The following is a 25,197-nucleotide window of genomic DNA, read 5'->3' on the forward strand; positions in this document are numbered from 1 at the left end:
AAGAGTGCGTAATCAGCAGCCCGACTATAAGGTGCAGCAAGCGTGCCAGCCAGAGGGAATAATGCATAAAAGGGAGTCAGCGACGAAATTTCAATGGGTTACGGCAGGCTGCTATTCACTTATTTTGCATAAAAAGTGAATATTACGGTTGCGCCGCCGCTAAGGCAGCAAATTATTTAGCGGATTTATGCATTTATGGAAGGAAATGTTGCTTTTGTGATCGCACAGCAAATATTTCGCCATAACAGGGCAGATAGCGCGCGCTGGCAGCGCAGCACGCGCCATCGTGGTGCGAAAAAGCGCCTTCGCGCACGGGGGCGATCAGGGCGCCATGATATCGAAGCTGTCCTGGTTTTGTGGCGCCAGTGCCACCGGCAGCTGCAGCTGAAGATCGATCCAGTTTGACGTCACCCGCTGCTGTTTGCTGTCTTCAACCGTTACCGACAGACGATAGTGATTCGTTGCGCCTGGCGACGTGTCCCAGGCGGGCATAATAATACTCCAGCCCTGCGGATCGTCAGGCCGGGTCCCCGGCGTCAGGCTCAGCGCCTGCGTGTCGCCCTGCCAGCTTACTTTACGTACCGGATTCGCGCTGCGGATCTGCACTTTCAGCGACAGACTCTCACCAGGATTCAACTGCCACGGCGGCGTAGCGAGAAAAACAGAGAAGGTTTTTCGCTGGCGAAAAGCCAGAACCGGCGTCGAGCTGCGCGTCACCGTATCGTAGCGGCTGCCGCGCAGCGAACGGGTGGCTGCAACGTTATCCGGGCTGAGCTGCTGGCTGAGCGCCACGCCGAACCGGTAGTTAAGGTGCAGCCCGAGCTGATCCTGACTCTCCCCTTCGCTGCTGGTTTTGTGGCTGGCGGAAACGGTGACCAGCGGCACTGGCGTATAAGAGAGGCCCAGCGTCAGCGCAGAGGGGTTGTGATACGTGTTGCCGGAGTTAAACAGATCGACATTGTTGCCCAGATACTGCTGCCAGCTGACGGAGACGCCCAGCTGACGATAAAACGGCAGATAGCCGCGCGTGGTAACGTCATAACCGCGCGCCAGCCTCTGCTGCTGAAACGGATTGCGGTTGCGCCAGCCTGAGAGCGGCGTGTAGTAGTTGGCTGAAAAGCGCAAAAAGTCAGACCAGGCCTCCGTACCCACTGATGCCCGCTGCAGTCCGCTATCGAACATACGATCGACAAATCCGTTATAACCGAGCAGCCAGTTGCCCGCCACCCAGCGCTGACCCAGACCAGCATTACCAATCAGCCCGTCATCCGTCTGATGCACGCCCAGTTCGCTGAAGGTCAGATAGTTATAGCGATCGGCCCACGGCGTCAGCAGCGACGCCCCGCTGCCGCTGAAGTTACCTTCCATGTCGACATTAAGATCGATCTGCGCCTGCCCGTAGGGCGACAGCAGCAGCTGGCCTTCATCCGCCACCCGGGTGGCCACCTCATCGCGAAAGTGATTAAACGCCCAGATCCCGGCCTGCTGCCCGAGCGACGTCTCACTGTCGCCGTTCTGGCTCGCTTCACCAATGCTCTTTGCGATGGTCGCCAGTTTTTTACTCAAGACGTCGCTATCAGCGTCATAGCCCAGCGCCGGCAGGTCGTCGGCCATTTGCCGGAAGTGAGCGGGATCGGTAAAGGGCGCGTCAGCCACGCGGGTAGCGGTCGTCAGCGCCAGCGCAGGCAGCGCTACGCCAGTCAGGCAGAGTGGCAGAAGTGTGCGGATAAGCAGTGGCAACATAAAATCAGCTATCGTTTCGGTAATAAAGTAGACGGCGATCACAAAACGGCAGATCTAACCTTATCACACTCTGCTGATTCTGCAGGCAATTTAGGAGGATTTACGGAAAGCGGTGCGGGCGTATGGCAGAGCAGTGCAGAGACAGACCGGGTGCCTGTCTCTGCGCTGCGGTTAAAAACCTAAGCTGTCCAGCAGGTCATCAACCTGATCCTGACTGGAGACCACGCCAGGGGCATTGGCGTGGATCTGCGGACCGTTCAGCAGGCTGGTGGCCTCTTTGCGCGCCGCCGCGTTTGCCTCTGGCATATTTTCCAGCAGCACCATCAGCAGCTGCCGTTCAATTTCCTGGATGACATCCATCATGCGCTTGATTACCTGACCCGTGAGGTCCTGAAAATCCTGCGCCATCATAATATCCAGCAGCTGCTTGTTGGTGAATGACGTGTGCTGCGGCACTTCAGCGAGAAACTCACGCGTATCCGAAACCAACTCGCGCGCATCAGCAAGCTCAATCGGGTTTTCAAACCACGCATCCCAGCGTCCTTTTAACTGCGTGGCGCCCGCTTCCATCTTATCCTGATGCGGCTGTGACGCTTCCACGCTGTTCAGCGCGCGTTCTGCTGCCTGCGCCGTCATCTGTACTACATAATCCAGACGATCGCGGGCATCCGGGATCGCTTCTGCGGCTTCGGCAATCGCCTGATCCAGCCCGAGTTCACGCAGGCTGTCGCGCAGCATACGCGTCAGCGAGCCAATCCGGACAATAATGTCGTGTGCCGAGGCTTCTTCAGTTGATTTCGGAAGGTCGCTCATCACATCTCCTTACATGCCCAGTTTTTCGAAAATTTTACCCAGCTTCTCTTCCAGCGTGGCGGCGGTAAAAGGTTTCACCACGTAGCCGCTGGCGCCAGCCTGAGCGGCAGCAATAATGTTCTCTTTCTTCGCTTCTGCCGTCACCATCAGCACCGGCAGCTTGCTCAGCGTGGCGTCGGCGCGAATGGTCTGCAGCAGCTGCAGGCCATCCATGTTTGGCATGTTCCAGTCAGAGACCACGAAGTCGAAGCCGCCTGCGCGCAGTTTATTCAGCGCATCAACGCCATCCTCGGCTTCTTCAACGTTATTGAAACCCAGCTCTTTCAGCAGGTTGCGGACGATGCGACGCATGGTGTTAAAGTCGTCCACTACCAAAAAGCGCATATTTTTATCAGCCATATCTACTCCTGTGTTGTCTCGTCCGGCAGGACGGGCTCGTTAAATTCGCAATGCCTGTCCGGCGCTAATTTTTGCCAGCATATGCTGGCTGATGTGGCCCAGATCGACCACTTCACTGGTGCCGCCCATCGCTATTGCTTCGCGCGGCATGCCAAATACCACACAGCTGGCTTCATCCTGCGCGATGGTCCAGGCGCCTGCGCGATGCATTTCCAGCATCCCGGCCGCGCCGTCATTTCCCATCCCGGTCAGAATGACGCCCACTGCATTTCGTCCTGCATTGACGGCCACCGAGCGAAACAGCACATCCACAGAGGGTTTGTGCCGGTTAACCGGCGGGCCATCATTAAGTTTTACAACGTAGTTCGCTCCGCTACGCCCCAGCTCCATATGCATTGCGCCTGGCGCGATATAGGCGTGACCCGGCAGAATACGTTCGCCATCCTCCGCCTCTTTCACGGTGATCTGGCAGAGCTTGTTCAGCCGCTCGGCAAACGAGCGGGTAAATCCCGGCGGCATATGCTGCGTGATCAGCAGCGCCGGACTGGTCGCCGGCAGCGGCTGCAGTACATGGCGGATCGCTTCCGTACCGCCGGTGGACGAGCCGATCGCAATCAGCTTTTCACTGCTGAGCAGCGGACCCGCTTTCAGCGTGACCGGCGCCGGCGACACGGTGCGTGTATGCAGCTTCGCCCGCGCCGCGCCGCGAATTTTGTCGGCGATCATCTGGCTGTAAGCCAGCATGCCCTCGCGGATCCCCAGCTGCGGTTTCGTGACAAAATCCACCGCGCCCAGCTCCAGCGCGCGCAGCGTGACTTCCGAACCCTTACCGGTGAGAGAGGAGACCATCACCACCGGCATCGGCCGCAGACGCATCAGTTTTTCCAGAAAGTCGAGGCCATCCATACGCGGCATCTCAACATCCAGCGTCAGCACCTGCGGGTTGTACTGTTTGATTAAATCCCGCGCTACCAGCGGGTCCGGTGCCGTCGCAACCATCTCCATATCGGGATGGCTGTTGATGATCTCCGTCATCAGCTGGCGCATCAGCGCCGAGTCATCCACGCACATCACGGTGATTTTGCTCATCGTCTTTCCTTAGTCAGCCCATACACGGTCTGCCCGCGCAGCCAGAACTCTTTGCTGATCTGGCTGAAGTTTTCTGAATGCCCGGCAAACAGTACTCCGCCCGGCTTCAGCAGCGGAACAAAACGGCGCAGGATTTTTTCCTGAGTCTCTTTATCGAAGTAGATCATTACGTTGCGGCAAAAAATAGCGTCAAACGGGCCAGGCAGCGCCCACTCATTAGCCAGCAGATTAAGCTGCGAGTAGTGCACCATACCTGCCAGCTCAGGGCGGACGCGCACCATGCCTTCATGCGGGCCGGTGCCGCGCAGAAAGAAACGCTGCAGCTGCGATTGCGACAGCGTGCGCAGCTCCTCCTGGCGATAGACGCCCGCTACCGCTTTCTCCAGCACCTGCGTGTCGATGTCGCTGGCGTGAACCTGAAATTTGCCAGGTCCGGTGCCCAGCGTTTCAGCCAGCGTCATCGCAATGGAATAGGGCTCTTCGCCGGTTGACGCGGCCGTACTCCAGACGCTGTAGCTGCCGCTGCGTTTCCGGGCGTGTTCTGCCAGGATCGGGAAATGATGCGCTTCGCGAAAAAACGAGGTCAGGTTAGTGGTCAGCGCATTGATAAACGCCTGCCACTCTGCGCTGTTTGGATCCTGTTCAAGCAGCGCCAGATAGCGGCCGAAATCGTCGATATTCAGCGTCCGCAGCCGGCGAACCAGGCGGTTGTAGACCATCTCACGCTTATGATCGGCCAGGACAATACCCGCGCGCTGATAGATCAGCTGGCTGATACGACGAAAGTGCGTATCGGAAAGCGGCAGACGCTGTACCATCTGCGCAAGCAGCGTGGTCGGCTCATTTTGATCGAGGAACGTCGATTTCTTCATCTCGGGCCATCCGGCAACAAACTGTTAAGTGATAGTTCTCTGATTGCTACGCTGCTGCCGGTACTTACCGGGTAAGCGGGCCGCCCAAAGCGGCCCGGCTGCATTAAAAGGTTTCCCAGTTATCATCAGCGCCGCGTGCGCCAGTAGCGGGTGCCAGCGCTTTTTGCGCAACCGGCGATACCTTTTTTAACGCTGTAGATACGTTAACGGCCTGCGCGACAAATTCTTTACCAATATTGAACACGGCAACGGATTGTTTCAGGCGGCTGGCCTGCTCTTCCAGAGCGGCAGCGGCCGTCGCAGACTCTTCAACCAGCGCGGCGTTTTGCTGTGTTACCCGGTCCATTTCCGTCACGGCCACGCCCACCTGGTCGATACCTTTGCTCTGCTCATCGGAGGCGGAGGCGATTTCACCCATGATATCGGTCACTCGCGTTACGGCGCTGACAATCTCACTCATGGTTTCACCTGCGCTTTCGACCAGCACCGAGCCGGTGTTAACGCGGCTGACAGAGTCTTCAATCAGCGCTTTGATCTCTTTCGCCGCCTGAGCGCTGCGTTGTGCCAGACTGCGCACTTCACCTGCAACCACCGCAAACCCGCGTCCCTGTTCACCGGCGCGTGCCGCTTCTACGGCAGCGTTCAGCGCCAGGATATTGGTCTGGAATGCGATACCGTCAATAACGCTGGTGATGTCCGCAATTTTCTTCGAGCTGCCGGCGATATCTTTCATGGTGCTCACCACGCCATCGACCACTTTGCCGCCCTGCTGCGCGGTCTCTGAGGCGTTAAGCGCCAGCTGCGAGGCCTGACGTGCATTTTCTGCATTCAGTTTCACCGTGGCGGTAAGCTGCTCCATGCTGGCAGCCGTCTGCTCCAGCGAAGCTGCCTGCTGTTCGGTACGGGAAGAGAGGTCGTTATTGCCCATCGCGATTTCACTCGCGCCGGTATAGATAGCGTCAGATCCATCGCGTACGGTACGCACCGTGCGTGCCAGCTCCTGCTGCATCTCTGCCAGCGAACTGAGCAGATCGCCCACTTCGTTACGTACGCTGACGTCAATACTCTGGGTCAGATCGCCCCGCGCAATGTGGCGGATATGTTCAATGCTCTGCTTCAGCGGCCGGATCAGCGCTGAGCGCATTCCGCTCCAGACCAGCATAATCACCAGCAGCGTCACCAGCAGGGTGCCCAGCACCAGCATAATGGCGTGACGATATGCGCTCTCATTGGCGTCAACGCCCTGCTGCGCCAGGCCCAGATTAGTAGTGAGCCAGGCGTTGTAATCCTTTTCAAATTTGTCCTGCAGACTCTGCGTAGGCTGATCGACAAACCCTTTGAAGTTGCCTGAGCCGAGGAAAACCACCAGCTCAGCCAGCGCATCGCGGTAGGCTTTATAGTTGGCCTGCAGCGCCAGCACGTTCGCAGCGCTTTTGCCCTGCTCCGAAAGGCTGGCATTAAAATCGGCAAAGCCCGCATCGGCGGTTTGCAGCTCCTCATTGGCGAGCGCAACCAGCTCTTTCACCGTGGCCCCCGATCCTGCCATCTGGCTATCCTGTAAATAGCGAATACCGGCGCGGTTTAGCGTATTACGCGCCTGCACCAGCGATACCCAGGAGGTGCCCATGGCGCGCTGCAGGGTACTGAGGCGCTGGTTATAGGCAAAATTATCTTTATCAGCTTTTACCGTTGAGAAGAACATCCCACCGGAAAAGAGCTGCAGCAGCGCAAACAGCGCCAGCACGCAGAGCAGGCCGGAAACAACACGAATACGACTAAACATAAACACCTCATTGGTTGGCGGATCGCTGTAGTTATCGGCGTGGATGAGGGGATCTTTATGCACGCGGCGCGCAGTTTATGCGTTGGGTGCAGAGGTGGCAGTAAGGCAGACCGGGCCAGGAGCGCAGTAATGTGCATCCTGCGGGGTTAATAAGGTGCGCATTAATGCGCACCCTACGGGGTAAATAAGGGGGCATTAATGCGCGCCCTGTGGGGTTACCGGGATTGGATGCGCAGTGTATAGGGATGTAGGGTCGGCATTCATGCCGACCTGGTAAAATCCCTTAAAACGTTTCCCAGTTCGTATCGCTGGCCGGGGCGGCGGTAGCGGCTTTGCGCGCCGGGCTGCGCAGCGGCTGCGGTTTTCTGCTCTCTGTCAGACGCTGAGCGGCCGGCGCTGCAGTACGCGGAATATGAAACACGGCAACCGACTGACTCAGCCTGCTCGCCTGCGCTTCCAGTGATGCGGCGGCGGCGGCGGACTCCTCGACCAGAGCGGCGTTCTGCTGCGTCACGCGATCCATCTCAGTGACCGCGTGACCCACCTGATCAATACCGCGACTCTGTTCATCTGACGCCGAGGCGATCTCGCCCATGATATCGGTGACGCGCGTGACGGCACCGACAATATCGCTCATGGTGTCACCGGCGGTACCGACCAGCTGCGAACCGGCGTTAACCCGCGTGACCGACTCTTCGATCAGCCCTTTGATCTCTTTCGCCGCCTGAGCGCTGCGCTGTGCCAGACTGCGCACCTCACCCGCCACAACAGCAAAGCCGCGGCCCTGCTCACCGGCGCGTGCCGCTTCAACGGCAGCGTTGAGCGCCAGAATATTCGTCTGGAACGCAATGCCGTCGATAACGCTGATAATATCGGCAATCTTCTTTGAACTACCGGCAATATCACTCATGGTGCGCACAACACCTTCCACCACGTCACCGCCTTTACGGGCAGTATCAGAAGCGCTCAGCGCCAGCTGCGACGCCTGACGGGCATTTTCAGCGTTCTGTTTTACCGTAGCGGTCAGCTGTTCCATGCTGGCAGCCGTCTGTTCCAGCGAGGCCGCCTGCTCTTCGGTGCGGGCGGAAAGGTCATTGTTGCCGGCAGAGATTTCGCTGGCACCGGTGAAAATCGCATCGGAGCCGTCGCGCACATCGCTGACGGTACGCACCAGCGACTGCTGCATCTCATGCAGGCTGGCCGCCAGCTGGCTCATCTCATTGCGTCCTTCCACCTGAATCGGCTGGGTCAGGTCGCCGGATGCGATATGTCGGATATGCCCCAGCAGCGCGTGCAGCGGACGGATCAGCACCACCCGCAGGCCAAACCAGCAACCTGCAATCACCGCGATCACCACGACCATCACCGCGGCCAGCAGCCACATCATGGTGGTAAAGGCGCGCTGGTTCTGGACGACGCCTTTCGCCGCGAGTTCCGCCTGGGCAGTACGCCACTCTTCATAGGTCGCTTTCATTTTGACCTGGCGCGCCTCAATATTCTGCGCAAACATACCCTGCAGATCGTTGGCTTTCAGGCGATCGAGCATCGCTTTCAGGCCGTCGTTAAACGCGTTGTAGTCAGACTCCAGCCGTTCGGTTAAGGCTTCCGGCAGGCCCGGTGTGGAAGGAAGGTTGTAGTAACGCTGGTAGTGCTCTGCGGCCACGCTCAGCTGCTTTTGCGTCTGGGCAATCAGCGCATTGAGCTGTCCGCCGTTGGTTTGCGCTGCCATACTGCCCTGCATACGCAGCATGGCGCGGTTGAGCACGGTGCGGGTCTGATTAAGCTCAATCCACGCATCAGACATGGCGGCAACATTATTGGTAGAGGTCTGTGCGACGGCAAACGCCTCTTTATCTTTGTTCAGCGCTGACCAGAACAGGCCGCCCGAGAGCAGCTGCAGCGCGCCAAAAATCAGCAGCACGGCGATCAGACTGGTAACGACGTTGATACGTTTTAACATGGTGTCTCCAGGAAGAATTTTGACACCCTGTTATCGACGCCAGCCGCGATTAATTGAGGCGGTTTACGCTTCTTTGCGCCAGTCCGGCCCTATTGAAGCTTTTGAGCCTGATTAATAACTAAAAAAACTGCCCGCCGTCACGGATGACGGCGGGCATAACGACACTCAGAAAGTTTCCCAGTGGCTCTCTGCGCCTGCGGTCGTGGCCGCACGACGCGGTGCGGCAGCGACCGCAACCGCAGGCGGGGCAATCTGCGGATGGCGTACGCCAGTCGCCTGCGCAGCGCCTCGCGTAATGCGGAACAGCGCCACCGACTGGCTGAGGCGGCTGGCCTGCGCCTCCAGCGAAGCAGCAGCTGAGGCCGACTCTTCAACCAGCGCCGCGTTTTGCTGGGTAACCCGGTCCATTTCAGTGACCGCGTGACCCACCTGATCGATACCCCGGCTCTGCTCGTCAGACGCTGAAGCGATTTCGCCCATGATATCGGTGACGCGCGTCACCGCACTGACTATCTCACCCATGGTCTCACCGGCGCTCTCTACCAGCACGGAACCACTGTTAACGCGCCGGACTGAATCTTCAATCAGCCCTTTGATCTCTTTGGCCGCCTGAGCGCTGCGCTGCGCCAGACTGCGCACCTCACCGGCTACAACGGCAAAGCCGCGCCCCTGCTCGCCAGCGCGGGCGGCTTCCACCGCAGCGTTAAGCGCCAGAATATTGGTCTGAAATGCAATGCCGTCAATGACGCTGATAATGTCAGCGATTTTCTTTGAACTGCCGGCAATATCTTTCATTGTCGAGACCACGCCCTCGACAACCGTGCCACCTTTCTGCGCCGTGCCTGAGGCGGTCAGCGCCAGCTGCGACGCCTGACGGGCATTTTCAGCATTCTGCTTCACCGTGGCCGTCAGCTGCTCCATGCTGGCCGCCGTCTGCTCCAGTGATGCAGCCTGCTGCTCGGTGCGCGCCGAAAGATCGTTATTACCGGCGGAGATCTCACTCGCCCCGGTAAAGATCGCATCCGCGCCGTCACGCACGTCGCTGACCGTGCGCGTCAGCGCCTGCTGCATCTCATGCAGGCTGGTAGCCAGCTGGCTCATCTCATTGCGCCCGGTGATGGTAATCGGCTGGGTAAGATCGCCCTGCGCAATATGCCGGATATGCTGGATGCTCTGATTAAGCGGCTGAATAAGTATCCGGCGCAGCCCGAACCAGCACAGCACCCCGACAGCAATCACAACGGTCATCACGGCACCAATCAGCCAGAGCATACGGGCATAGGCCGCGCTGTTTTCTTCTGCGCCAGCCTGCGTAAGACGGTTCTGGTCGGCCCGCCAGCGCGTGTAATCAGCGTAAAAGGCGCTCTGGCTGGGCGCTACCGGCGCTTTATAGGCCTGCACCATATCTTTATTTTGCAGCGCGGCCTGCATCGCAGCCAGCGCCTGGCTGTAAGCGCTGTAGCTCTGCTCCAGCTGCTGATTAAGCTGTTTATCCAGCCCCGGCGTATCGGGCAGATTACGGAACAGAGTAAAGTTGTCCGCAGCTCGCTGCTGAAAATCCTGACTCTGTAAGTAAAGTTCGCTGACATCAGCCTCTTTCCCCTCCAGTTTGCCGGTAGTGATGCGCAGCAGCATACGCGTCAACACCACCCGGCTCTGGTTAAGGCTCATATAAGCATCGGTGATCGCCGCAAGGTTCTGCGCAGAGAGCTGTGAGGCAGAAAAACTGGTTTTGTCATGATGCAGTGCCCGGATAAACAGCGATCCGGACGTCAGCTGCAGGGCAGCAAAAAGTACCAGTACCACCAGCAGGCTGGTGACAACACGAATTCGGGTAAACATAGTGGGGTCCATCGAAACAGGATAGTGGTAAAGAAAACGGGCCGCTCTGAGGCGGCCCGGCGGTAAGGTTTATACGCTGCGCAGCGTATCCATCAGCGCCATCTCTTCGCTGCTGAGCAGCTTTTCAATGTCGACCAGAATCAGCATGCGCTCGCCCAGCGCGCCGAGTCCGGTCAGATACTCGGTAGACATCGTCACGGCGAACTCCGGTGCCGGCCGGATCTGCTCATGCGTCAGCGACAGCACATCGGAAACGCCATCCACCACAATGCCGACCACGCGATGCTCCAGATTGAGCACAATCACCACGGTGTTATCGTTGTACTCGACGTCCGGCTGCGAAAACTTCACGCGCAGGTCGATAATTGGCACGATGACGCCGCGCAGGTTGGTCACCCCTTTGATAAATTCCGGCGTATTGGCGATGCGCGTGACCTGATCGTAGCCGCGGATCTCCTGTACTTTAAGAATATCGATGCCGTACTCTTCATCACCCAGGGTGAATACCAGAAACTCCTGGCCGACGGTTTCGCCAGCGATTTTGGTCACGGTTGCCATGTCAGTCATTTTTTTGCCCTTTATTTATCAGTTATGCTGCGGCACCGGCCACACGCTTTTCACGGTTCAGCGACTGCAGTGCGGAGACGTCCACAATCAGCGCTACGCTGCCATCCCCCAGAATGGTGGCAGCAGAGATACCCGGCACTTTGCGGTAGTTACTCTCCAGGTTTTTCACCACCACCTGATGCTGACCGATTAACTGATCGACCAGCAGCGCATAGCGGCGGCCCGCACTCTGCAGAATAACCACGATCCCCTGCGTCGCATCGGTTTTGGCATTCTGCACATCAAAGACGTTCCACAGCTCAACCAGCGGCAGATATTCGCCGCGCACTTCCAGCACGCGCTCTCCGCCAGCCAGCGGCTTCAGCTCTTCTGCCGTTGGCTGCAGCGACTCCATGACGGCGTTCAGCGGCAGGATAAAGACTTCATCCGCTACGCGTACCGACATGCCATCCAGGATTGCCAGCGTCAGCGGCAGCAGAATACGAATGGTTGTGCCTTTGCCCTGTTTTGACGCAATCTCGACATGGCCACCCATCTCCTGGATATTACGTTTCACCACGTCCATACCCACGCCGCGTCCGGAGACATCGGTGACCTGCTCAGCGGTAGAGAAGCCGGGAGCGAAGATCAGCATGCCGACCTCTTCATCACTCATGCTGTCGCTGACCGGCAGCCCTGAAGAGAGCGCTTTAGCCAGAATGCGCTCGCGATTCAGGCCAGCTCCGTCGTCGATCACCTCAATACAGATATTGCCGCCCTGGTGCTCAGCAGAGAGCGTCAGATTACCCGTGGCGGTTTTATTGGTTGCCAGGCGTTTTTCCGGTGTTTCGATACCGTGATCCAGACTGTTGCGCACCAGGTGAGTTAACGGATCGATAATGCGCTCAATCAGGCTCTTATCCAGCTCGGTTGAGCTGCCCAGCAGCGTCAGCTCAACTTCTTTACCGAGCTTGCTCGCGAGGTCGCGTACCAGACGCGGGAAGCGGCTGAACACATACTCCATCGGCATCATACGAATCGACATCACCGACTCCTGCAGGTCGCGCGCGTTGCGCTCCAGCTGGCCCATGCTGTTGAGAAGATCGCCATGGGCGACCGGATCCAGCGCACCGGAACGCTGCGCCAGCATCGACTGGGTAATGACCAGCTCGCCGACCAGGTTAATCAGCTGATCCACTTTCTCCACCGCTACGCGAATACTGCTGGATTCGCTCGCTTTGGCCGGCGCCGCGGCGCGCTTGCTTTCGCGTTTTACTGCCGGTGTGATATCCGTTACCGTCGCGCTCTGCGGCGGCGCGGTTACCGTTTCAGCTGCTGCTTCTGCAAGCGGGGCGGCGGCATCTGCCTGCGGGAAGCGGATCTGCGCTTCATCGATGACAAAGCAGAGCACCGCAACGATGTCATCTTTATCGACACCTTCAATCGTGGCTTCCAGCGAATGCGTGCCTTTAACGACGTCGGTGACGCTGCCGAGGTTGCTCAGCTCCTCCAGCATCAGCTCTGGCTCTTTCTCTTTAAGATCGACCAGCTGCAGGCGCAGGCCGCGGCTGGCAGCCTTCGCCGCTGCAGGGATATCGACTACCGCAGCAGCAGGCGCTTCAGGCAGAATACCTTTCGCTTCCAGTGCCAGTTGACGCAGCGCCTCGCAGATGTAGTTAAAGCTCTCCGCATTAGGCTCCTGCGCAGTTTTATACGCATCGAGCTGTTCCTGCATAATATCTTTGGTTTCCAAAAACAGGTTGATGATGTCGGTGCTGAGCTGCATTTCGCCGCGGCGCGCACCATCCAGAATGTTCTCCAGGATATGGGTTGTCTCCTGTAAAACCGTAAAGCCAAACGTGCCCGCCCCGCCCTTGATAGAGTGAGCGGCACGAAAAATGGCATTTAACTGCTCGGCATCGGGCTCCTGGGGATCCAGTCCCAACAGGTGTTGCTCCATGTCCGCTAACAGCTCATCGGCCTCGTCAAAAAACGTCTGGTAAAAATCGCTGATGTCCATGCTCACGGGATCACCTCGGCTGTGAGGGTTGGTCTGGTGTTACCGCACCCGCAGCGGGCGCTGCGGTGACGGCGGGCGCTGCCGGAGCCGCCGAAGCGGTCGGTGCGGTCGCTGCCGACGCAGCCGGTCCGGCTGGTGCAGTGATAGTGGGAATCATATGTGCCGGATCGCTGACCTGAACGGCATCGCTTTCGGCATTCTCTTTTTCTATGGCGGCTTCAGTATCATGATTTAATACCAGCAGGCTGATACGGCGGTTGACCGCATCATCAGCGCCACGGTTTTTAAGCTTCATCGTGGCGGCCATCCCCACGACGCGCAGCATTTTGTTGCTGTCCAGCCCCCCGATAACCAGCTCCCGGCGGGACGCATTTGCCCGATCGGCGGAGAGCTCCCAGTTACTGTAGCCGCGTTCACCGCTGGCATACTGAAAGTCATCGGTGTGACCAGAGAGGCTGATTTTGTTCGGAATATCGTTCAGCAGCGGCGCAACCGCGCGCAGAATATCGCGCATATAGGGTTCAACCTCGGCGCTGCCGGTTTTAAACATCGGGCGGTTCTGGCTGTCGATAATCTGAATACGCAGCCCCTCCTCCACCATGTTAATAATCAGATGCGGCCGCAGCGCTTTCAGGCGAGGATCGGCTTCAATCAGCTGATCGAGCTTTTCGCGCAGCCGGTTAAGACGGATCTCATCCAGCTGGCGCTTTTGTGCATCCATATCCACCTGCTTTCTGACTTCGCCTTTCTGCTGGGTCGGATCGTCTCCGCCCCCCGGGATCGGGCTCTCGCTGTCGCTGCTGCGTGGTCCGCCCGTAACCGCAACTTTAAGCGGGGTTTTGAAATACTCGGCGATCTGAACCAGCTCCTGCGGATTGGCAATTGAGATCAGCCACATCACCATAAAGAACGCCATCATCGCCGTCATAAAGTCGGCATAGGCAATTTTCCATGAGCCGTGGCTGCCTTCATGCTTTTTATGTTTGCGCCGTTTAACCAGCACAATCGGGCGATTGTCGTGCTTCATGAACTCTGGTCCGAAGTCTGTTTAGCCGGGTTTTTAGCGTTGCGCACGTGCTCTTCCAGTTCAGTAAACGAAGGACGCTCTGTGGAATAAAGCGTTTTACGTCCAAACTCGACGGCGATCTGCGGGGCATACCCGTTCAGGCTGGAAAGCAGCGTAACCTTCACGCACTGCATCATCTTGGTGGTCTCGGCGCACTTCTGACGCAATACCGACGCGAGCGGTGAAATAAAGCCGTAGGCCAGCAGGATGCCGAGGAAGGTGCCCACCATGGCGTGCGCAATTAGCGCGCCCAGCTCTGCCGCCGGACGATCGGCTGACGCCAGCGCATGCACGACCCCCATTACCGCTGCAACAATGCCGAATGCCGGCAAGCCATCGCCGATGGCAGATAAACTTTGCGCGGGTACTTCGCACTCATGCTCATAGGTCTCGATCTCTTCATCCATCAGCGCTTCAATTTCAAAGGCATTCATGTTTCCGCTGACCATCAGACGCAAATAGTCGGTAATAAAATCCACTAACTGTTTATCGGTTAAAATACGCGGATAATTAGCAAAAATTTCGCTCTGCGAGGGATCTTCAATATCGCGTTCCAGCGACAGCATGCCCTGCTGACGGGATTTCGCCATCAGCCGATAAAGCAGCGCCATCAAATCCATATAGACCGCTTTATTATATTTAGAGCCGCGCATCAGCAGCGGCAGCGCCTTAAGCGTCTTCTTAATAGACTTACCGTTATTACCGACCAGAAATGCGCCGATCCCTGCCCCGCCAATGATCAGCAGTTCAGATGGCTGATAAAGCGCCCCTAAATGGCCGCCGACCATCAGATAACCGCCCAGCACGGAACCAAGGACCACGATATAACCCAGAATAATCAGCACAAAAACATCCTTACGTCCGTAACGTGTTGGTGGAAGTTAAGCCAGAGGGCCGCAGGCGATATTCACAAATCGGAGGCAAAAAAAAGCAGCGGGGGTAACCCGCTGCTGGATGGCTTCCACAATGCGAACATACTTAAACGGCGCGTTTAACCTGTTCATCCAGCAGTTGTGGAAAGGTATCGGCAGTATCTGCAGAAAGTTTACGTCTTTTTACGGCACGTGAAGGCGGCTGGCACAGGCTGCAGACAAAGCTGCCCGCGGGCTGATGTGCATGATTGATAAAGCTGCCGTGACAGCTTTTGCAGTCAGAGAGTTCCAGCATCCCACTTTCAACGAATCGCACCAGGGTCCAGGCGCGCGTCAGCGCCAACAGCGGGCCCTCGTCCGATTGCGGACACTGCTCAAGGTAGAGACGGTAGGCCTGGATAACAGCCTCCACGCCGCTGCTTAAGCCGGTTTTGAGTAAAAACTGCCAGGCGTTACAGAACATCGAGGCGTGAATATTCTGTTCCCACGTCATGAACCAGTCGGTAGAGAATGGCAGCATACCTTTTGGCGGCGGCGCACCGCGCAGCTCTTTATATAATTTAATTAAGCGACCACGACTTAATTGCGTTTCACTCTCCAGCATCTGCAGACGGGCACCCAGCGTGATCAGCTCCATAGCCAGCTGAATATCACGCGCTTCCTGAACGATACTTTTATCGCTCATTATACTGCCCTCTTTTTGGTGCTGGTTTCAGTTTTTGAAACGCTGCGCAGCAGACGGCTGGATAACAGGATCCCGGTGTGAATTTGCTGCAGATCGTCGACACGTGATTCCTGCGTGAGACGATTAATTAAATTGTGATCGGTAAAGCGGAACTGACATACCAGCTGATTCGTTTCAGCCAGCTTTACCATTTCAGGTAAGGTTAACTGAGCGAGTGCATCTGCCATTGCTTCATCAATACCCAGACGAAACATAGCTGAAGGTTTTTCCTGGTTAATTAAGCGCTGCGCGAGCAGTAAATATGACAGATTGATGTCATATATATGTTTTAGTAATTCTGATGTTCCCATTTTTTCCATCCTGATAGACGCGGCATATATACGGCCACAGAATTTAATCTCTATGGTTCGGGTTGCTGGTTGGTAAATCTAAAGATGGCAAAAAATAAAATCAGGCATAAGCCAACATATATTTAATTGTTTCATTTCCTACCGGGACATTCAGTAGTAGCAGTCAAAATTCCAGGCCATTTTTTCCTGAGTCTTAACCTTCTTCCCTGATGTCTTTTTATCGTTTTTTAAGACTAATCTGAAAACAACGCAAATCTATATGGTCTCCATCCGACATACAACGTGACCGGACCGGAATTTTAGATAAAGTGTGATCTGAGTCACACTTTTAAGGCAAATTTTTTAACCGAAGCTTCAGGGATGCTTGCGTTTTGTCTGTTTTTTGCTCAATTTTCAAATTTTCCGCTAATATTTCCTAAGGAATTTCTCATATTTCCGTTTAGTCGACACAAGTCACGTTATGCCGATCCTTTTGTTGCCATGTTGCGGTTATCTCATCACAACCCACTACGCCGGACCTCTGTTGCAGCACAAAACACCAGAAACACCCTTATTTTATAAGTTTTAAATTAATCACTTACAGGGAATATTGCCGGGAGGCATCACTCCCGCATCGTAAACAGCATGTAAAACGTGATGGCGCCTGACAAATGAAGTGTCAAGACAACGTCAGCAAAGGTGAGAAAACGGGTATGGATGTAACTGGCTGTTACATTAGCAAAATGAATGGGTGGTACAGAAAACGCACTGATGTATAACTATCATCGGCATGACCAGAGAAAACTTTAGCTCTGATAACAAAACTTACAAAATCACGGCTGTTTTTGCGCCAGATCCCGCATATTGCTCGCTCATCAACCGGTTAGCGGCATGACGTATGAAATCGATTTCTTCTCAATTGCCGCTTCGGTTTCATCGCTTTTTACCGGAGCGCATGCGGATAAGCCGATCGGTAACAGTGAACGGGATGACAAATATGCTTAGCCGGGTTTCTCTTTTTAATAACGCTTTTTGGCGGGCGCACGGCAATAAAAAAGGGAGTGCATTAATGCACTCCCCCATAATCGCTTTCAGCTACCGGTTATGCCAGCTTCTGAAACGTGGCAACTTTATTTGCCGTCCCGTGATCGTCGCCGCGCGCGGGCAGCGCATTGAGATCGTGCAGGAACGTTTCGCGCCAGTGTGAAATATCCTGTTTACGCAGCACCGCCATCATATCGTTATAGCGGGTAATGCGTTCCGTACGTGACATGGTGAGCGCCTTATCCAGCGCCGCAGCCACTTCGTCACGATCGTAAGGATTCACAATAAGCGCCGAGGTCAGCTCGTTCGCTGCACCGGCAAAGCGTGACAGAACCAGCACGCCCGGGTCATCCGGATCCTGTGCCGCCACATACTCTTTCGCAACCAGATTCATCCCGTCACGCAGAGGTGTCACGAGGCCGACATCGGTGAGACGGAAAATTTTCATCAGCAGACGGCGATCAAAATGCTGGTTGAGATAGTAGAGAGGCGTCCACCCCAGCGTGCCATATTTACCGTTGATGCGGCCCGCTTCGGTCTCCAGCTGGTGGCGGATATCCTGGTAGGCCTGCACATCGCCGCGTGAAGTTGGTGCAATCTGCGAGTAGCGTATTTTCCCGCGATGCTGCGGGAAGTTCTCCAGCAGCGCTTCATATGCCAGAAAACGCTCGGGCAGGCCTTTGGAATAATCGAGGCGCTCACAGGCGATGATGTTTTTGGCATCGCCCAGTTCACGCTTCATCGCAGCCATCTTAGGCGGCAGCGGCCCTTCCGCCATCTCTTTGATCGCGTCAGGTTCAATACCGATCGGATAGACTTCGGTCATAAAGGTGTTGCCGAAAGCCCGATGCTTTTTCTCGCCTTTGTTTTGCAGCTGCGTCTGCTGACTGAGGCTGTCGAGAAACGCAACCCGGTCAGATTCGGTCTGGAAGCCCAGCAGATCGTAATCGCTCAGCATCTCCAGCAGTTCCTGATGCGGCGGCAGCGCATTGAAGATTTCCGGCGTCGGGAAAGGAATATGTAAAAAGAAACCGATTCTGTTCGTCACGCCCAGCTTGCGCAGCTCGGCGGCAAACGGCAGCAGATGATAATCATGGATCCACAGCACGTCGTCAGACTGAATCAGCGGTTTGAGACGATGAGCCAGCGCCGTATTTACCCGGCAGTACCCTTCCCACGCTTCACGCTGGTATTGCACCAGATCGAGCCGGTAGTGGAAAGCGGGCCAGATCACTGTGTTAGAGAACTGGCAGTAGTATTGATCGTAATCGTTCTGGTTGAGCGGGAATGAAGCGTAGGTGATCCCGTCGTGCTCCAGTTTTGCCAGCGGCTCTTCCTCTTCACCCGAATATTCGCTGATCTCTCCGTTCCAGCCAAACCATAAACCCCCGGTGTTTTTTAGCGCATCAAGAATACCCACGGCCAGGCCGCCTGCGCTGCTTTTGCTTCCGTCGGGGATAGCAATACGGTTAGATACCACGACTAAACGACTCATAACCTGAACTCCTTACCAATATTGTCATGCTCTAATTGTAATAATAGTTGCTCCAGCCACTGCCAGACAGCGTCGGTGTCCGGCAGCCGGTAGCGCGCTTCACTGGGGCCCTCGCCAACTTTGACAGAGATGCCCTGTAGCGCGTTTACCGCAAGAAAGCCTTTTTCATCGGTGAGATCGTCACCCACAAACACCGGAATACGTCCTGCAAAAGGCGCTTCCTGCATAAAGGTGTTGATGGCCGCACCCTTATCGATTCCCTGAGGTTTGATTTCGACCACGCATTTGCCCGGCTGCAGCGTGAGCTCAGGGAAGCGGCTAACAATCTGTTCCGCCAGCTGCATAATCGCCTGTTCATGCTCAGGGGCGTTGCGGAAATGCAGCGCAAACGCCATGCCTTTTGCCTCCAGCACTGCCCCTGGCCACTGGCTGAATGCCTGTTCCAGCTCATCATGCAGCGCTGAGGCAACCATATCCGGCAACGCATGACGATGAATCTGACCGGTTGCATCGCGGCGTTCTGCGCCGTGCACGCCCGCCGCCGGTGCTTCAAGCGGCGCTGCCAGTTTATCCAGCTGGGATATTGGTCGTCCGGAGACCAGCGCCAGCGCACCGTGGCTGAGATTAGAGATCTGCTGCAGATGCTGACGAACGCGGGCGGGAATGGTGACCTGATCGGGCTGTGCTTCAATGGCTGCCAGCGTGCCGTCAACGTCAAAAAAGAAGGCGTAAAGGCCGCCGCTTAACGACGGCAGGGTATTGATCTCGCTTACCACAGATGTCACGTCTCCTCCTTTTAAGGGTAAAAATCAGGATGTTCAGAGGCGTGCTGCAGATAAAACGCTTAGGGTAAACCACTAATAAATGCGCAACCTTTCCGGGTTAACGCCATGTATAACTGCATAACCTGACGCACAATGAACATCGGCAGCAATAAGTGTAGACCTTATTACGCTTTTTGCCATAAAAGTTGCTGGCCGGAGAAAATAGCATCCGGTTTACCGCTCTGCCCTGCATTTTAATAATCAAAGAAACGATAATAAAAAAATAATAAATGTGTACAGCAGCGGTAAATATGTATGACTTTTTCCTCTTCACTAATTCAGATTATTCCTGTAGCCAGCAGCGGCGTCCTGTAAAAATTAAAACAAGAATGAATCCCGGAATGAGAACCGCTTCATCCCGCATAAAGAAATTCTTAAAAAGAGCTGCGCGTCCCGTTTTTTTACCGCTTCAGTTGCAGCGGAATTGACCTGAATGATGCATTTATGCACACTGACGCGGGTCAACGATATCGATGATAAAGAGCGATATAATGGTGCAAAACTACAGTCAGCGCGTCCATTTTTACTACTGCATTCTGGTTGCGCTTAAAATCCATGCTCAATCCAAAAAAAGCGCGCATCTGCGGGGGAAAAATAATTTCCTGCTGAAGTGGCTGCGTAATGCGCAGAACAATACGATTTTCCATCCGGATATTACCAGCGAAATTGAGTGGCTGCGTAGCAAGATCATCAGCGCCGGACCCGATGCCGATCTGGAGCCGATGCTGCAATACGTATATGAAACGGCGAAACGCGCGGAAAGTTTACGTTACGGCCTCTGAGGCCGCCTCCGGCCTGCGTTAAGATAGACGCAATTTAATGAGTTTATTTGCCTGCAGAAGCTTATTCACCCGCGATAAAAACGCAGGCGAATAAAAGCGGTTTCAATATTTACGTCACTCCCTGTTTTGCGCTACCGCAGCGCTGACCAGCTACTCCTGCCAGTCATTATTTTCAGCCTGCCGTCGTGCAAAAAGTGATACCGCTTAAACCCTTATTGCGCGGTTTCAGCAGATCGCTATCACATCCCGCACGCCATTCGCGTATTATCGCCCGTCAGGAGTGTGTACCACTCTGCGTCGCACGTGGCGCAGACTTCATGGAGAATCCGCATAATGGCATTGACTATTCGCCACGCCCGGCCGGAAGACGCCGGCTTACTGCAGCAGCTGGGGCGTATGACCTACAGCGCGCACTTTAAACACCTGTGGGTCTCTGCAGATGAAATGGATGCGTTTATCAGCAAAGAGTACGGCATGGATGCGCTTGCCAGCAGCCTGACCGATGCCAGTGAAAGCTGGCTGATTGCTGAGTCAGCGCAGCCTATCGGTTTTGCCAAAGTAAAGTGGAGTGTGCCGGTGCCCGATTCCGGGATGCGGGGTGCTCAGCTTTGCAAGCTCTATCTCGATCCGCAGGAAACAGGCAAAAACGTCGGAAGACGGATGTTTGAGAGCATCATTGCCAGCGCGCGCAGCCGGCAGGAAGGCTACCTGTGGCTGGAAGTGATGGACGCTAATGTCAGAGCCAGAAAATTCTATGAGGCGTTTGGCATGCAGCATATTAAAGATATTCCTTTTGTCACCGCCTCACAGCAGAGCGTGCTGCAGATTCTGGGGATGCTGATTTGATCCGCCTGCCCTGCGTATCTGACTCAGGGCGAAAAGCCTCTCTGGCTCACATATCTGATTAATTTTGCCAATTATTCCGGATAACCGCCTTAAACCGCTCCGACATCACTGGCCTGTTTAATTCGCTATGCTGCTAATTTAATGACGCTTTTTAATTCTGGCTGCAGCTTTTATATTTTGTGCGCCATAAAAAAATCTTTAAAAGTGCTTTAAAACAATTACTTAATTATATTTTCCGCTTCGCTTGCAGAGACTGCATTCACCATTATTCTTTAAAACGTACCACGCACATAACTGCAATGATTCATCATGTTATTAAACACTCTTCAAGAGGCTATATCATGACTCAGCACAGAGGCGGTTCAGGTAACTTCGCAGACGATAAGCAGAAAGCATCTGACGCGGGCAAAAAAGGTGGACAGAAAAGCGGCAGCGGAAGCGGCGGCAGCTTTAAAGATGACCCTAAAAAAGCATCTGAAGCAGGCAAAAAAGGTGGCCAGAGCAGCCGTAAAGGTTCCTGATTAGCCAGCAGCACAGGGATGTGCTGCAGTTCATCTCTTCGTTCTCTTTTCCCTCTCCTCGCTTTAATCTGCCGTTACGCTTGCTGTTTCTCCTGCCGCAGACAACTCTTAAAGTCGTTTTACTTTCCCGGTTTTGCTCCAGACTTAACTTTTAATACTGAAAGGATTTACGCCCGTCATGAAACGTTTTTTATGCTCGCTGTTCAGCAGCCCTGAATCCTTACTGCAGGTCATGACACAACAGGATGTCACTGAGTCGATGGAGGATGGTGACAGAATTATCATCGATGAAGATGGCAACGCCTCGGTCAACCCGCTCAGTCCTGAAGTCCATAAAGATTTTGCTGAACACGTTTCAACTCTGAAGGAAATTTAAATGGGCACGGCGATTTTCATGGTTCTCATGGTATGCGGTTACTGGTATACCAGCCGCGATATGTCCAGCCGGCTAAAAATAAAGCGCTCATTCGGCTGGGACGTCTATTTTCTGATTGCCCTTTACGGCTGCATTTTTGTTGTACAAGGGGTGCTGGCAACGGCTATTGTCTGGCTCCTGCTGCTGGGCGCCTCGTTTGCGAATAACACGTTCGGCCTGAGTGCTGAACATCATGTTAACTGGCACGTCGATTTCATGACCTGGAGCTTTCTGGGCATCCAGGCGCCAGTGGTCATTATGCTGACCTTTGCGGTGATGTTTTGTGTTTACCGCTCCAACTGGGCCGGCAGCGCCCGCCTGACACCCGGCAGCCGCAAAGAGTTATATCAGCGCCTCTCGCGTTCTAACGGTATTGAACAGCTGCTGCTGCACTGCATGGAAGAGGGTGAACTGGCATGGGTTACGCTGAAGTCCCGCCGGATTTACATTGGCATGATCCACGCCGCCACGTTTGAATTTCCCGGCACGGCAAATATCGTGATGATCCCGATGCTGAGCGGCTATCGCGATGCGCGCACGCTGAATCTGGCGATTGAGCACAACTATAGCCGCTGGTATCACGAGCATGAGATCAGTTTCCTCTCCTCACCGAAAAGCGCCCTCGATTTTCGTAAGGTGCTGATGGTTGATCAGATTGAGAGCCTCTCCCTGTTCGATCCGGCCAGCGCTTCCGCGCTGGCTCTGGGGAAAAAACGTTATCAGCGCCGCCGTATGCCGCCTAAACACCCCTGAGAGATGAAGCTGAGGACGCAGCGGCCCGCCAGCGCCAGTTGCGTACCTCAGGCACATCTTCACCATACTCCCGCACCCAGGCGTGATGCGCCGCAAGACGCGCCTGCAGATCGTCCAGCAGATCCGGATGATCTTCAGCCACGCCGGGCACATGCAGCAGCGCAGCCTGCGCCAGATGATAGCGATCGAGCCGGTTCAGCACGGTCATATCAAAAGGCGTGGTGGTGGTGCCCTCTTCGTTGAATCCATGCACGTGAAAATTACGATGGTTATTACGCTGATAAGTCAGACGATGGATCAGCCCCGGATAGCCGTGGAAGGCAAAGATAACCGGCTTGTCAGCGGTAAACAGGTGCTCAAACTCCGCCTCGCTTTTGCCATGCGGATGCTGCTCATCACTCTGCAGCGCCATCAGATCAACAACGTTTACTACGCGCACGCGCAGCGACGGCAGTAACTCCCGCAGCAGATCGACCGCCGCCAGCGTTTCCATAGTCGGTACATCGCCTGCACACGCCATCACCACGTCAGGTTCATCTGTGCAGCTGGCCCACTGCCAGATGCCCATGCCCGCTTCACAGTGCGCAATCGCGCTATCGATATCGAGCCACTGTGGTGAGGGCTGCTTACCCGCCACGATGACATTGATGCGATCCCAGGTGCGCAGACAGTGATCGCCCGTCCAGAGCAGGCAGTTGGCATCAGGCGGCAGCCAGACGCGCACTATGTCTGCCTTTTTGTTCACAACGTGATCGAGAAAACCAGGGTCCTGATGGCTGTAGCCGTTATGATCCTGACGCCAGACGTGAGACGAAAGCAGATAATTCAGGGAAGAGACTGGCTGCCGCCACGGCAGTTTGCGCGACACTTTCAGCCATTTAGCGTGCTGGTTAAACATGGAGTCGACAATATGAATAAACGCTTCATAGCAGTTGAACAGGCCGTGACGCCCGGTAAGCAGATAGCCCTCCAGCCAGCCCTGACACTGATGCTCGCTCAGAATCTCCATCACGCGTCCGTCGCGTCCCAGCTGTTCATCCCACGGCTCCAGCGGCGCCATCCAGCTGCGGCTGGTGGCGTCAAATACCGGCGACAACCGGTTTGAAGCGGTCTCATCCGGACCAAAAAGACGGAAATTATCGCTATTGAGGCGAAAAATTTCGCGCAGATAGAGGCCAAACTGATGCGTCGCTTCGCCCTGCTCTGCACCCGGTGTGCTGAGCCCGAGCGCAAACTGCCGGATATCAGGCGTGGCAAGCGGCCGCCGCAGCCGCCCGCCGTTGGCGTAAGGGGTCGCACTCATCCGTTTATCACCCGCCGGAGCCAGCGCCCGTAGTTCAGCGTTTAAACGTCCACTGGCGTCAAACAGCGTTTCAGGCTGATAACTGCGCAGCCACGCTTCGAGGATCTGCCTGTGCGCCTCATCCTCGCGGCATCCGGCGACCGGCACCTGATGCGCGCGCCAGAATCCTTCGACCCTTTTGCCATCAACCTCTTTAGGTCCTGTCCAGCCTTTTGGCGTGCGCAGCACGATCATCGGCCAGCGCGGTATCTCTTCACTATGGGTGCCACTGCGCGCCCGCTGCTGGATGGATGCGATAGTATCAAAAGCGCGATCCAGCGTAGTGGCCATCTCCTGATGCATGCGCTGTGGATCATCGCCACAGACAAAGAGCGGCTCATAGCCATACCCGCTGAAGAGCTGCTGCAAATCTTCGTCGCTGGTGCGCCCCAGCAGCGTCGGATTAGCGATCTTGTAGCCATTGAGGTGAAGAACAGGCAATACGGCCCCGTCACGCTGCGGATTAAGAAAATGGATCCCGTGCCAGCTGGCGGCCAGCGGACCGGTCTCTGCTTCACCGTCACCAATAACGCAGGGCACAATTAAATCCGGATGATCGAATGCGGCGCCAAAAGCGTGCGAGAGCGAATAGCCCAGCTCTCCCCCTTCATTGATTGAGCCTGGCGTTTCAGGCGCCGCATGGCTCGGAATGCCGCCGGGAAAAGAGAACTGTTTGAACAGACGCTGCATACCCTGCTCATCTTCACTGACCTGCGGGTAGATTTCACTGTAGGTTCCCTCCAGCCAGCTATTGGCCACCATACCGGGGCCGCCATGCCCGGGGCCGCAGACGTAAAGCAGGTCAGCGTTGCGCTGGCGAATAACGCGGTTGAGGTGTGCATAGATAAAGTTGAGTCCGGGCGTGGTCCCCCAGTGTCCCAGCAATCTTGGTTTAATGTGCTCAGGCAGCAACGTTTCACGCAGCAGCGGATTCGCCATCAGGTAGATTTGGCCCACAGACAGATAGTTCGCTGCTCGCCAGTAGCGATCAAGCAGTTCCAGTTCAGCCGTAGTCACAGAGTCGGTCATCACCTCTTCTCCTCGTTACAGGGTAATAACTAACCTTAATCGAGAAAACAACATGCTGCGAATCAGCCCGCCGACAATATTCATCTGATGCTTCAATAAATTAATTGTTAACCGAAGCGCATAATTA

22 protein-coding genes are annotated in these 25,197 nt (G+C 55.4%); 5 read left to right on the plus strand and 17 right to left on the minus strand.

Annotation, left to right across the window (positions count from 1 at the left end):
• Positions 1 to 321 precede the first annotated feature (321 nt).
• From DBY66_RS02320 to otsB, 16 genes are all read right to left on the minus strand, one after another.
• Positions 322 to 1,743 (minus strand): YchO/YchP family invasin, encoded by a 1,422-nt coding sequence (locus DBY66_RS02320; RefSeq protein WP_108569414.1) that lies wholly within the window; start codon positions 1,741 to 1,743, stop codon positions 322 to 324.
• Between the two features lie 171 nt (positions 1,744 to 1,914).
• Positions 1,915 to 2,556 (minus strand): protein phosphatase CheZ, encoded by a 642-nt coding sequence (cheZ, locus tag DBY66_RS02325; protein ID WP_039384014.1) that lies wholly within the window; start codon positions 2,554 to 2,556, stop codon positions 1,915 to 1,917.
• 9 nt (positions 2,557 to 2,565) lie between these two features.
• Positions 2,566 to 2,955 carry a chemotaxis response regulator CheY gene (cheY, locus tag DBY66_RS02330; RefSeq protein ID WP_039384013.1) on the minus strand — a complete coding sequence of 130 codons (390 nt, stop codon included), beginning with the start codon at positions 2,953 to 2,955 and terminating at the stop codon, positions 2,566 to 2,568.
• A 39-nt stretch (positions 2,956 to 2,994) separates the two neighbouring features.
• Complete coding sequence (locus tag DBY66_RS02335) at positions 2,995 to 4,044, minus strand: chemotaxis response regulator protein-glutamate methylesterase (RefSeq protein WP_039384011.1); 1,050 nt, start codon at positions 4,042 to 4,044, stop codon at positions 2,995 to 2,997.
• Positions 4,041 to 4,916 (minus strand): protein-glutamate O-methyltransferase CheR, encoded by an 876-nt coding sequence (gene cheR / locus DBY66_RS02340; protein ID WP_039384010.1) that lies wholly within the window; start codon positions 4,914 to 4,916, stop codon positions 4,041 to 4,043. Before cheR ends, DBY66_RS02335 begins: the two co-directional genes overlap by 4 nt.
• Before the next feature lie 103 nt (positions 4,917 to 5,019).
• Positions 5,020 to 6,699: a methyl-accepting chemotaxis protein gene (locus tag DBY66_RS02345; protein WP_039385812.1), complete on the minus strand. Its 1,680-nt coding sequence runs from the start codon at positions 6,697 to 6,699 to the stop codon at positions 5,020 to 5,022.
• Between the two features lie 283 nt (positions 6,700 to 6,982).
• Complete coding sequence (locus tag DBY66_RS02350; protein ID WP_108569271.1) at positions 6,983 to 8,659, minus strand: methyl-accepting chemotaxis protein; 1,677 nt, start codon at positions 8,657 to 8,659, stop codon at positions 6,983 to 6,985.
• A 165-nt stretch (positions 8,660 to 8,824) separates the two neighbouring features.
• The gene (locus DBY66_RS02355) at positions 8,825 to 10,501 is read right to left on the minus strand and encodes a methyl-accepting chemotaxis protein (protein WP_108569270.1); all 1,677 of its coding nucleotides are present in this window, start codon (positions 10,499 to 10,501) and stop codon (positions 8,825 to 8,827) included.
• Between the two features lie 69 nt (positions 10,502 to 10,570).
• Positions 10,571 to 11,068 carry a chemotaxis protein CheW gene (cheW, locus tag DBY66_RS02360; RefSeq protein ID WP_039384003.1) on the minus strand — a complete coding sequence of 166 codons (498 nt, stop codon included), beginning with the start codon at positions 11,066 to 11,068 and terminating at the stop codon, positions 10,571 to 10,573.
• Between the two features lie 22 nt (positions 11,069 to 11,090).
• Complete coding sequence (gene cheA / locus DBY66_RS02365; protein ID WP_186368976.1) at positions 11,091 to 13,067, minus strand: chemotaxis protein CheA; 1,977 nt, start codon at positions 13,065 to 13,067, stop codon at positions 11,091 to 11,093.
• 10 nt (positions 13,068 to 13,077) lie between these two features.
• Complete coding sequence (gene motB / locus DBY66_RS02370) at positions 13,078 to 14,094, minus strand: flagellar motor protein MotB (RefSeq protein WP_039383998.1); 1,017 nt, start codon at positions 14,092 to 14,094, stop codon at positions 13,078 to 13,080.
• A complete protein-coding gene (motA, locus tag DBY66_RS02375; RefSeq protein WP_039383995.1) occupies positions 14,091 to 14,978 on the minus strand; it encodes a flagellar motor stator protein MotA in 888 nt (295 codons plus the stop codon). The genes motB and motA overlap by 4 nt, the downstream gene beginning before the upstream one ends.
• A gap of 133 nt (positions 14,979 to 15,111) precedes the next feature.
• Positions 15,112 to 15,690: a flagellar transcriptional regulator FlhC gene (flhC, locus tag DBY66_RS02380; RefSeq protein ID WP_071668763.1), complete on the minus strand. Its 579-nt coding sequence runs from the start codon at positions 15,688 to 15,690 to the stop codon at positions 15,112 to 15,114.
• The gene (gene flhD, locus DBY66_RS02385) at positions 15,690 to 16,040 is read right to left on the minus strand and encodes a flagellar transcriptional regulator FlhD (protein WP_065649518.1); all 351 of its coding nucleotides are present in this window, start codon (positions 16,038 to 16,040) and stop codon (positions 15,690 to 15,692) included. The genes flhC and flhD overlap by 1 nt, the downstream gene beginning before the upstream one ends.
• Positions 16,041 to 17,121: 1,081 nt before the next feature.
• Complete coding sequence (otsA, locus tag DBY66_RS02390; protein WP_108569269.1) at positions 17,122 to 18,558, minus strand: alpha,alpha-trehalose-phosphate synthase; 1,437 nt, start codon at positions 18,556 to 18,558, stop codon at positions 17,122 to 17,124.
• The gene (gene otsB, locus DBY66_RS02395) at positions 18,555 to 19,343 is read right to left on the minus strand and encodes a trehalose-phosphatase (RefSeq protein ID WP_108569268.1); all 789 of its coding nucleotides are present in this window, start codon (positions 19,341 to 19,343) and stop codon (positions 18,555 to 18,557) included. Before otsB ends, otsA begins: the two co-directional genes overlap by 4 nt.
• A 530-nt stretch (positions 19,344 to 19,873) precedes the next feature.
• Between otsB and DBY66_RS02400 the strand changes: the two genes are divergently transcribed.
• The 5 genes from DBY66_RS02400 to DBY66_RS02420 all read left to right on the plus strand — a co-directional run bounded on the left by DBY66_RS02400 (position 19,874) and on the right by DBY66_RS02420 (position 22,699).
• Positions 19,874 to 20,164: a DUF2913 family protein gene (locus DBY66_RS02400; protein WP_039383983.1), complete on the plus strand. Its 291-nt coding sequence runs from the start codon at positions 19,874 to 19,876 to the stop codon at positions 20,162 to 20,164.
• A 333-nt stretch (positions 20,165 to 20,497) separates the two neighbouring features.
• Positions 20,498 to 21,010 carry a GNAT family N-acetyltransferase gene (locus DBY66_RS02405; RefSeq protein ID WP_094111794.1) on the plus strand — a complete coding sequence of 171 codons (513 nt, stop codon included), beginning with the start codon at positions 20,498 to 20,500 and terminating at the stop codon, positions 21,008 to 21,010.
• Between the two features lie 341 nt (positions 21,011 to 21,351).
• Positions 21,352 to 21,531, plus strand: coding sequence for a KGG domain-containing protein (locus DBY66_RS02410; protein WP_039383978.1), 180 nt, complete (start codon positions 21,352 to 21,354; stop codon positions 21,529 to 21,531).
• Positions 21,532 to 21,709: 178 nt separating this feature from the next.
• Complete coding sequence (locus tag DBY66_RS02415; protein WP_039383975.1) at positions 21,710 to 21,907, plus strand: hypothetical protein; 198 nt, start codon at positions 21,710 to 21,712, stop codon at positions 21,905 to 21,907.
• Positions 21,908 to 22,699, plus strand: a complete 792-nt coding sequence (locus DBY66_RS02420) for a hypothetical protein (protein ID WP_108569267.1) — start codon at positions 21,908 to 21,910, stop codon at positions 22,697 to 22,699.
• Here DBY66_RS02420 and DBY66_RS02425 read toward each other — a convergent pair.
• Positions 22,686 to 25,070, minus strand: coding sequence for a phosphoketolase family protein (locus DBY66_RS02425; protein ID WP_108569266.1), 2,385 nt, complete (start codon positions 25,068 to 25,070; stop codon positions 22,686 to 22,688). The two genes, DBY66_RS02420 and DBY66_RS02425, sit on opposite strands and share 14 nt — an antisense overlap.
• Positions 25,071 to 25,197 lie beyond the last annotated feature (127 nt).

This window comes from Pantoea sp. RIT413, assembly GCF_003057675.2.
Taxonomy (GTDB): domain Bacteria; phylum Pseudomonadota; class Gammaproteobacteria; order Enterobacterales; family Enterobacteriaceae; genus Pantoea; species Pantoea eucrina.

Coding starts and splice junctions, on each gene's coding strand:
- DBY66_RS02320 (WP_108569414.1), bottom strand. CDS start 1,743: ATGTTGCCACTGCTTATCCGCACACTTCTGCCACTCTGCCTGACTGGC.
- cheZ (WP_039384014.1), bottom strand. CDS start 2,556: ATGAGCGACCTTCCGAAATCAACTGAAGAAGCCTCGGCACACGACATT.
- cheY (WP_039384013.1), bottom strand. CDS start 2,955: ATGGCTGATAAAAATATGCGCTTTTTGGTAGTGGACGACTTTAACACC.
- DBY66_RS02335 (WP_039384011.1), bottom strand. CDS start 4,044: ATGAGCAAAATCACCGTGATGTGCGTGGATGACTCGGCGCTGATGCGC.
- cheR (WP_039384010.1), bottom strand. CDS start 4,916: ATGAAGAAATCGACGTTCCTCGATCAAAATGAGCCGACCACGCTGCTT.
- DBY66_RS02345 (WP_039385812.1), bottom strand. CDS start 6,699: ATGTTTAGTCGTATTCGTGTTGTTTCCGGCCTGCTCTGCGTGCTGGCG.
- DBY66_RS02350 (WP_108569271.1), bottom strand. CDS start 8,659: ATGTTAAAACGTATCAACGTCGTTACCAGTCTGATCGCCGTGCTGCTG.
- DBY66_RS02355 (WP_108569270.1), bottom strand. CDS start 10,501: ATGTTTACCCGAATTCGTGTTGTCACCAGCCTGCTGGTGGTACTGGTA.
- cheW (WP_039384003.1), bottom strand. CDS start 11,068: ATGACTGACATGGCAACCGTGACCAAAATCGCTGGCGAAACCGTCGGC.
- cheA (WP_186368976.1), bottom strand. CDS start 13,067: ATGGACATCAGCGATTTTTACCAGACGTTTTTTGACGAGGCCGATGAG.
- motB (WP_039383998.1), bottom strand. CDS start 14,094: ATGAAGCACGACAATCGCCCGATTGTGCTGGTTAAACGGCGCAAACAT.
- flhC (WP_071668763.1), bottom strand. CDS start 15,690: ATGAGCGATAAAAGTATCGTTCAGGAAGCGCGTGATATTCAGCTGGCT.
- flhD (WP_065649518.1), bottom strand. CDS start 16,040: ATGGGAACATCAGAATTACTAAAACATATATATGACATCAATCTGTCA.
- otsA (WP_108569269.1), bottom strand. CDS start 18,558: ATGAGTCGTTTAGTCGTGGTATCTAACCGTATTGCTATCCCCGACGGA.
- DBY66_RS02400 (WP_039383983.1), top strand. CDS start 19,874: ATGGTGCAAAACTACAGTCAGCGCGTCCATTTTTACTACTGCATTCTG.
- DBY66_RS02405 (WP_094111794.1), top strand. CDS start 20,498: ATGGCATTGACTATTCGCCACGCCCGGCCGGAAGACGCCGGCTTACTG.
- DBY66_RS02410 (WP_039383978.1), top strand. CDS start 21,352: ATGACTCAGCACAGAGGCGGTTCAGGTAACTTCGCAGACGATAAGCAG.
- DBY66_RS02415 (WP_039383975.1), top strand. CDS start 21,710: ATGAAACGTTTTTTATGCTCGCTGTTCAGCAGCCCTGAATCCTTACTG.
- DBY66_RS02420 (WP_108569267.1), top strand. CDS start 21,908: ATGGGCACGGCGATTTTCATGGTTCTCATGGTATGCGGTTACTGGTAT.
- DBY66_RS02425 (WP_108569266.1), bottom strand. CDS start 25,070: ATGACCGACTCTGTGACTACGGCTGAACTGGAACTGCTTGATCGCTAC.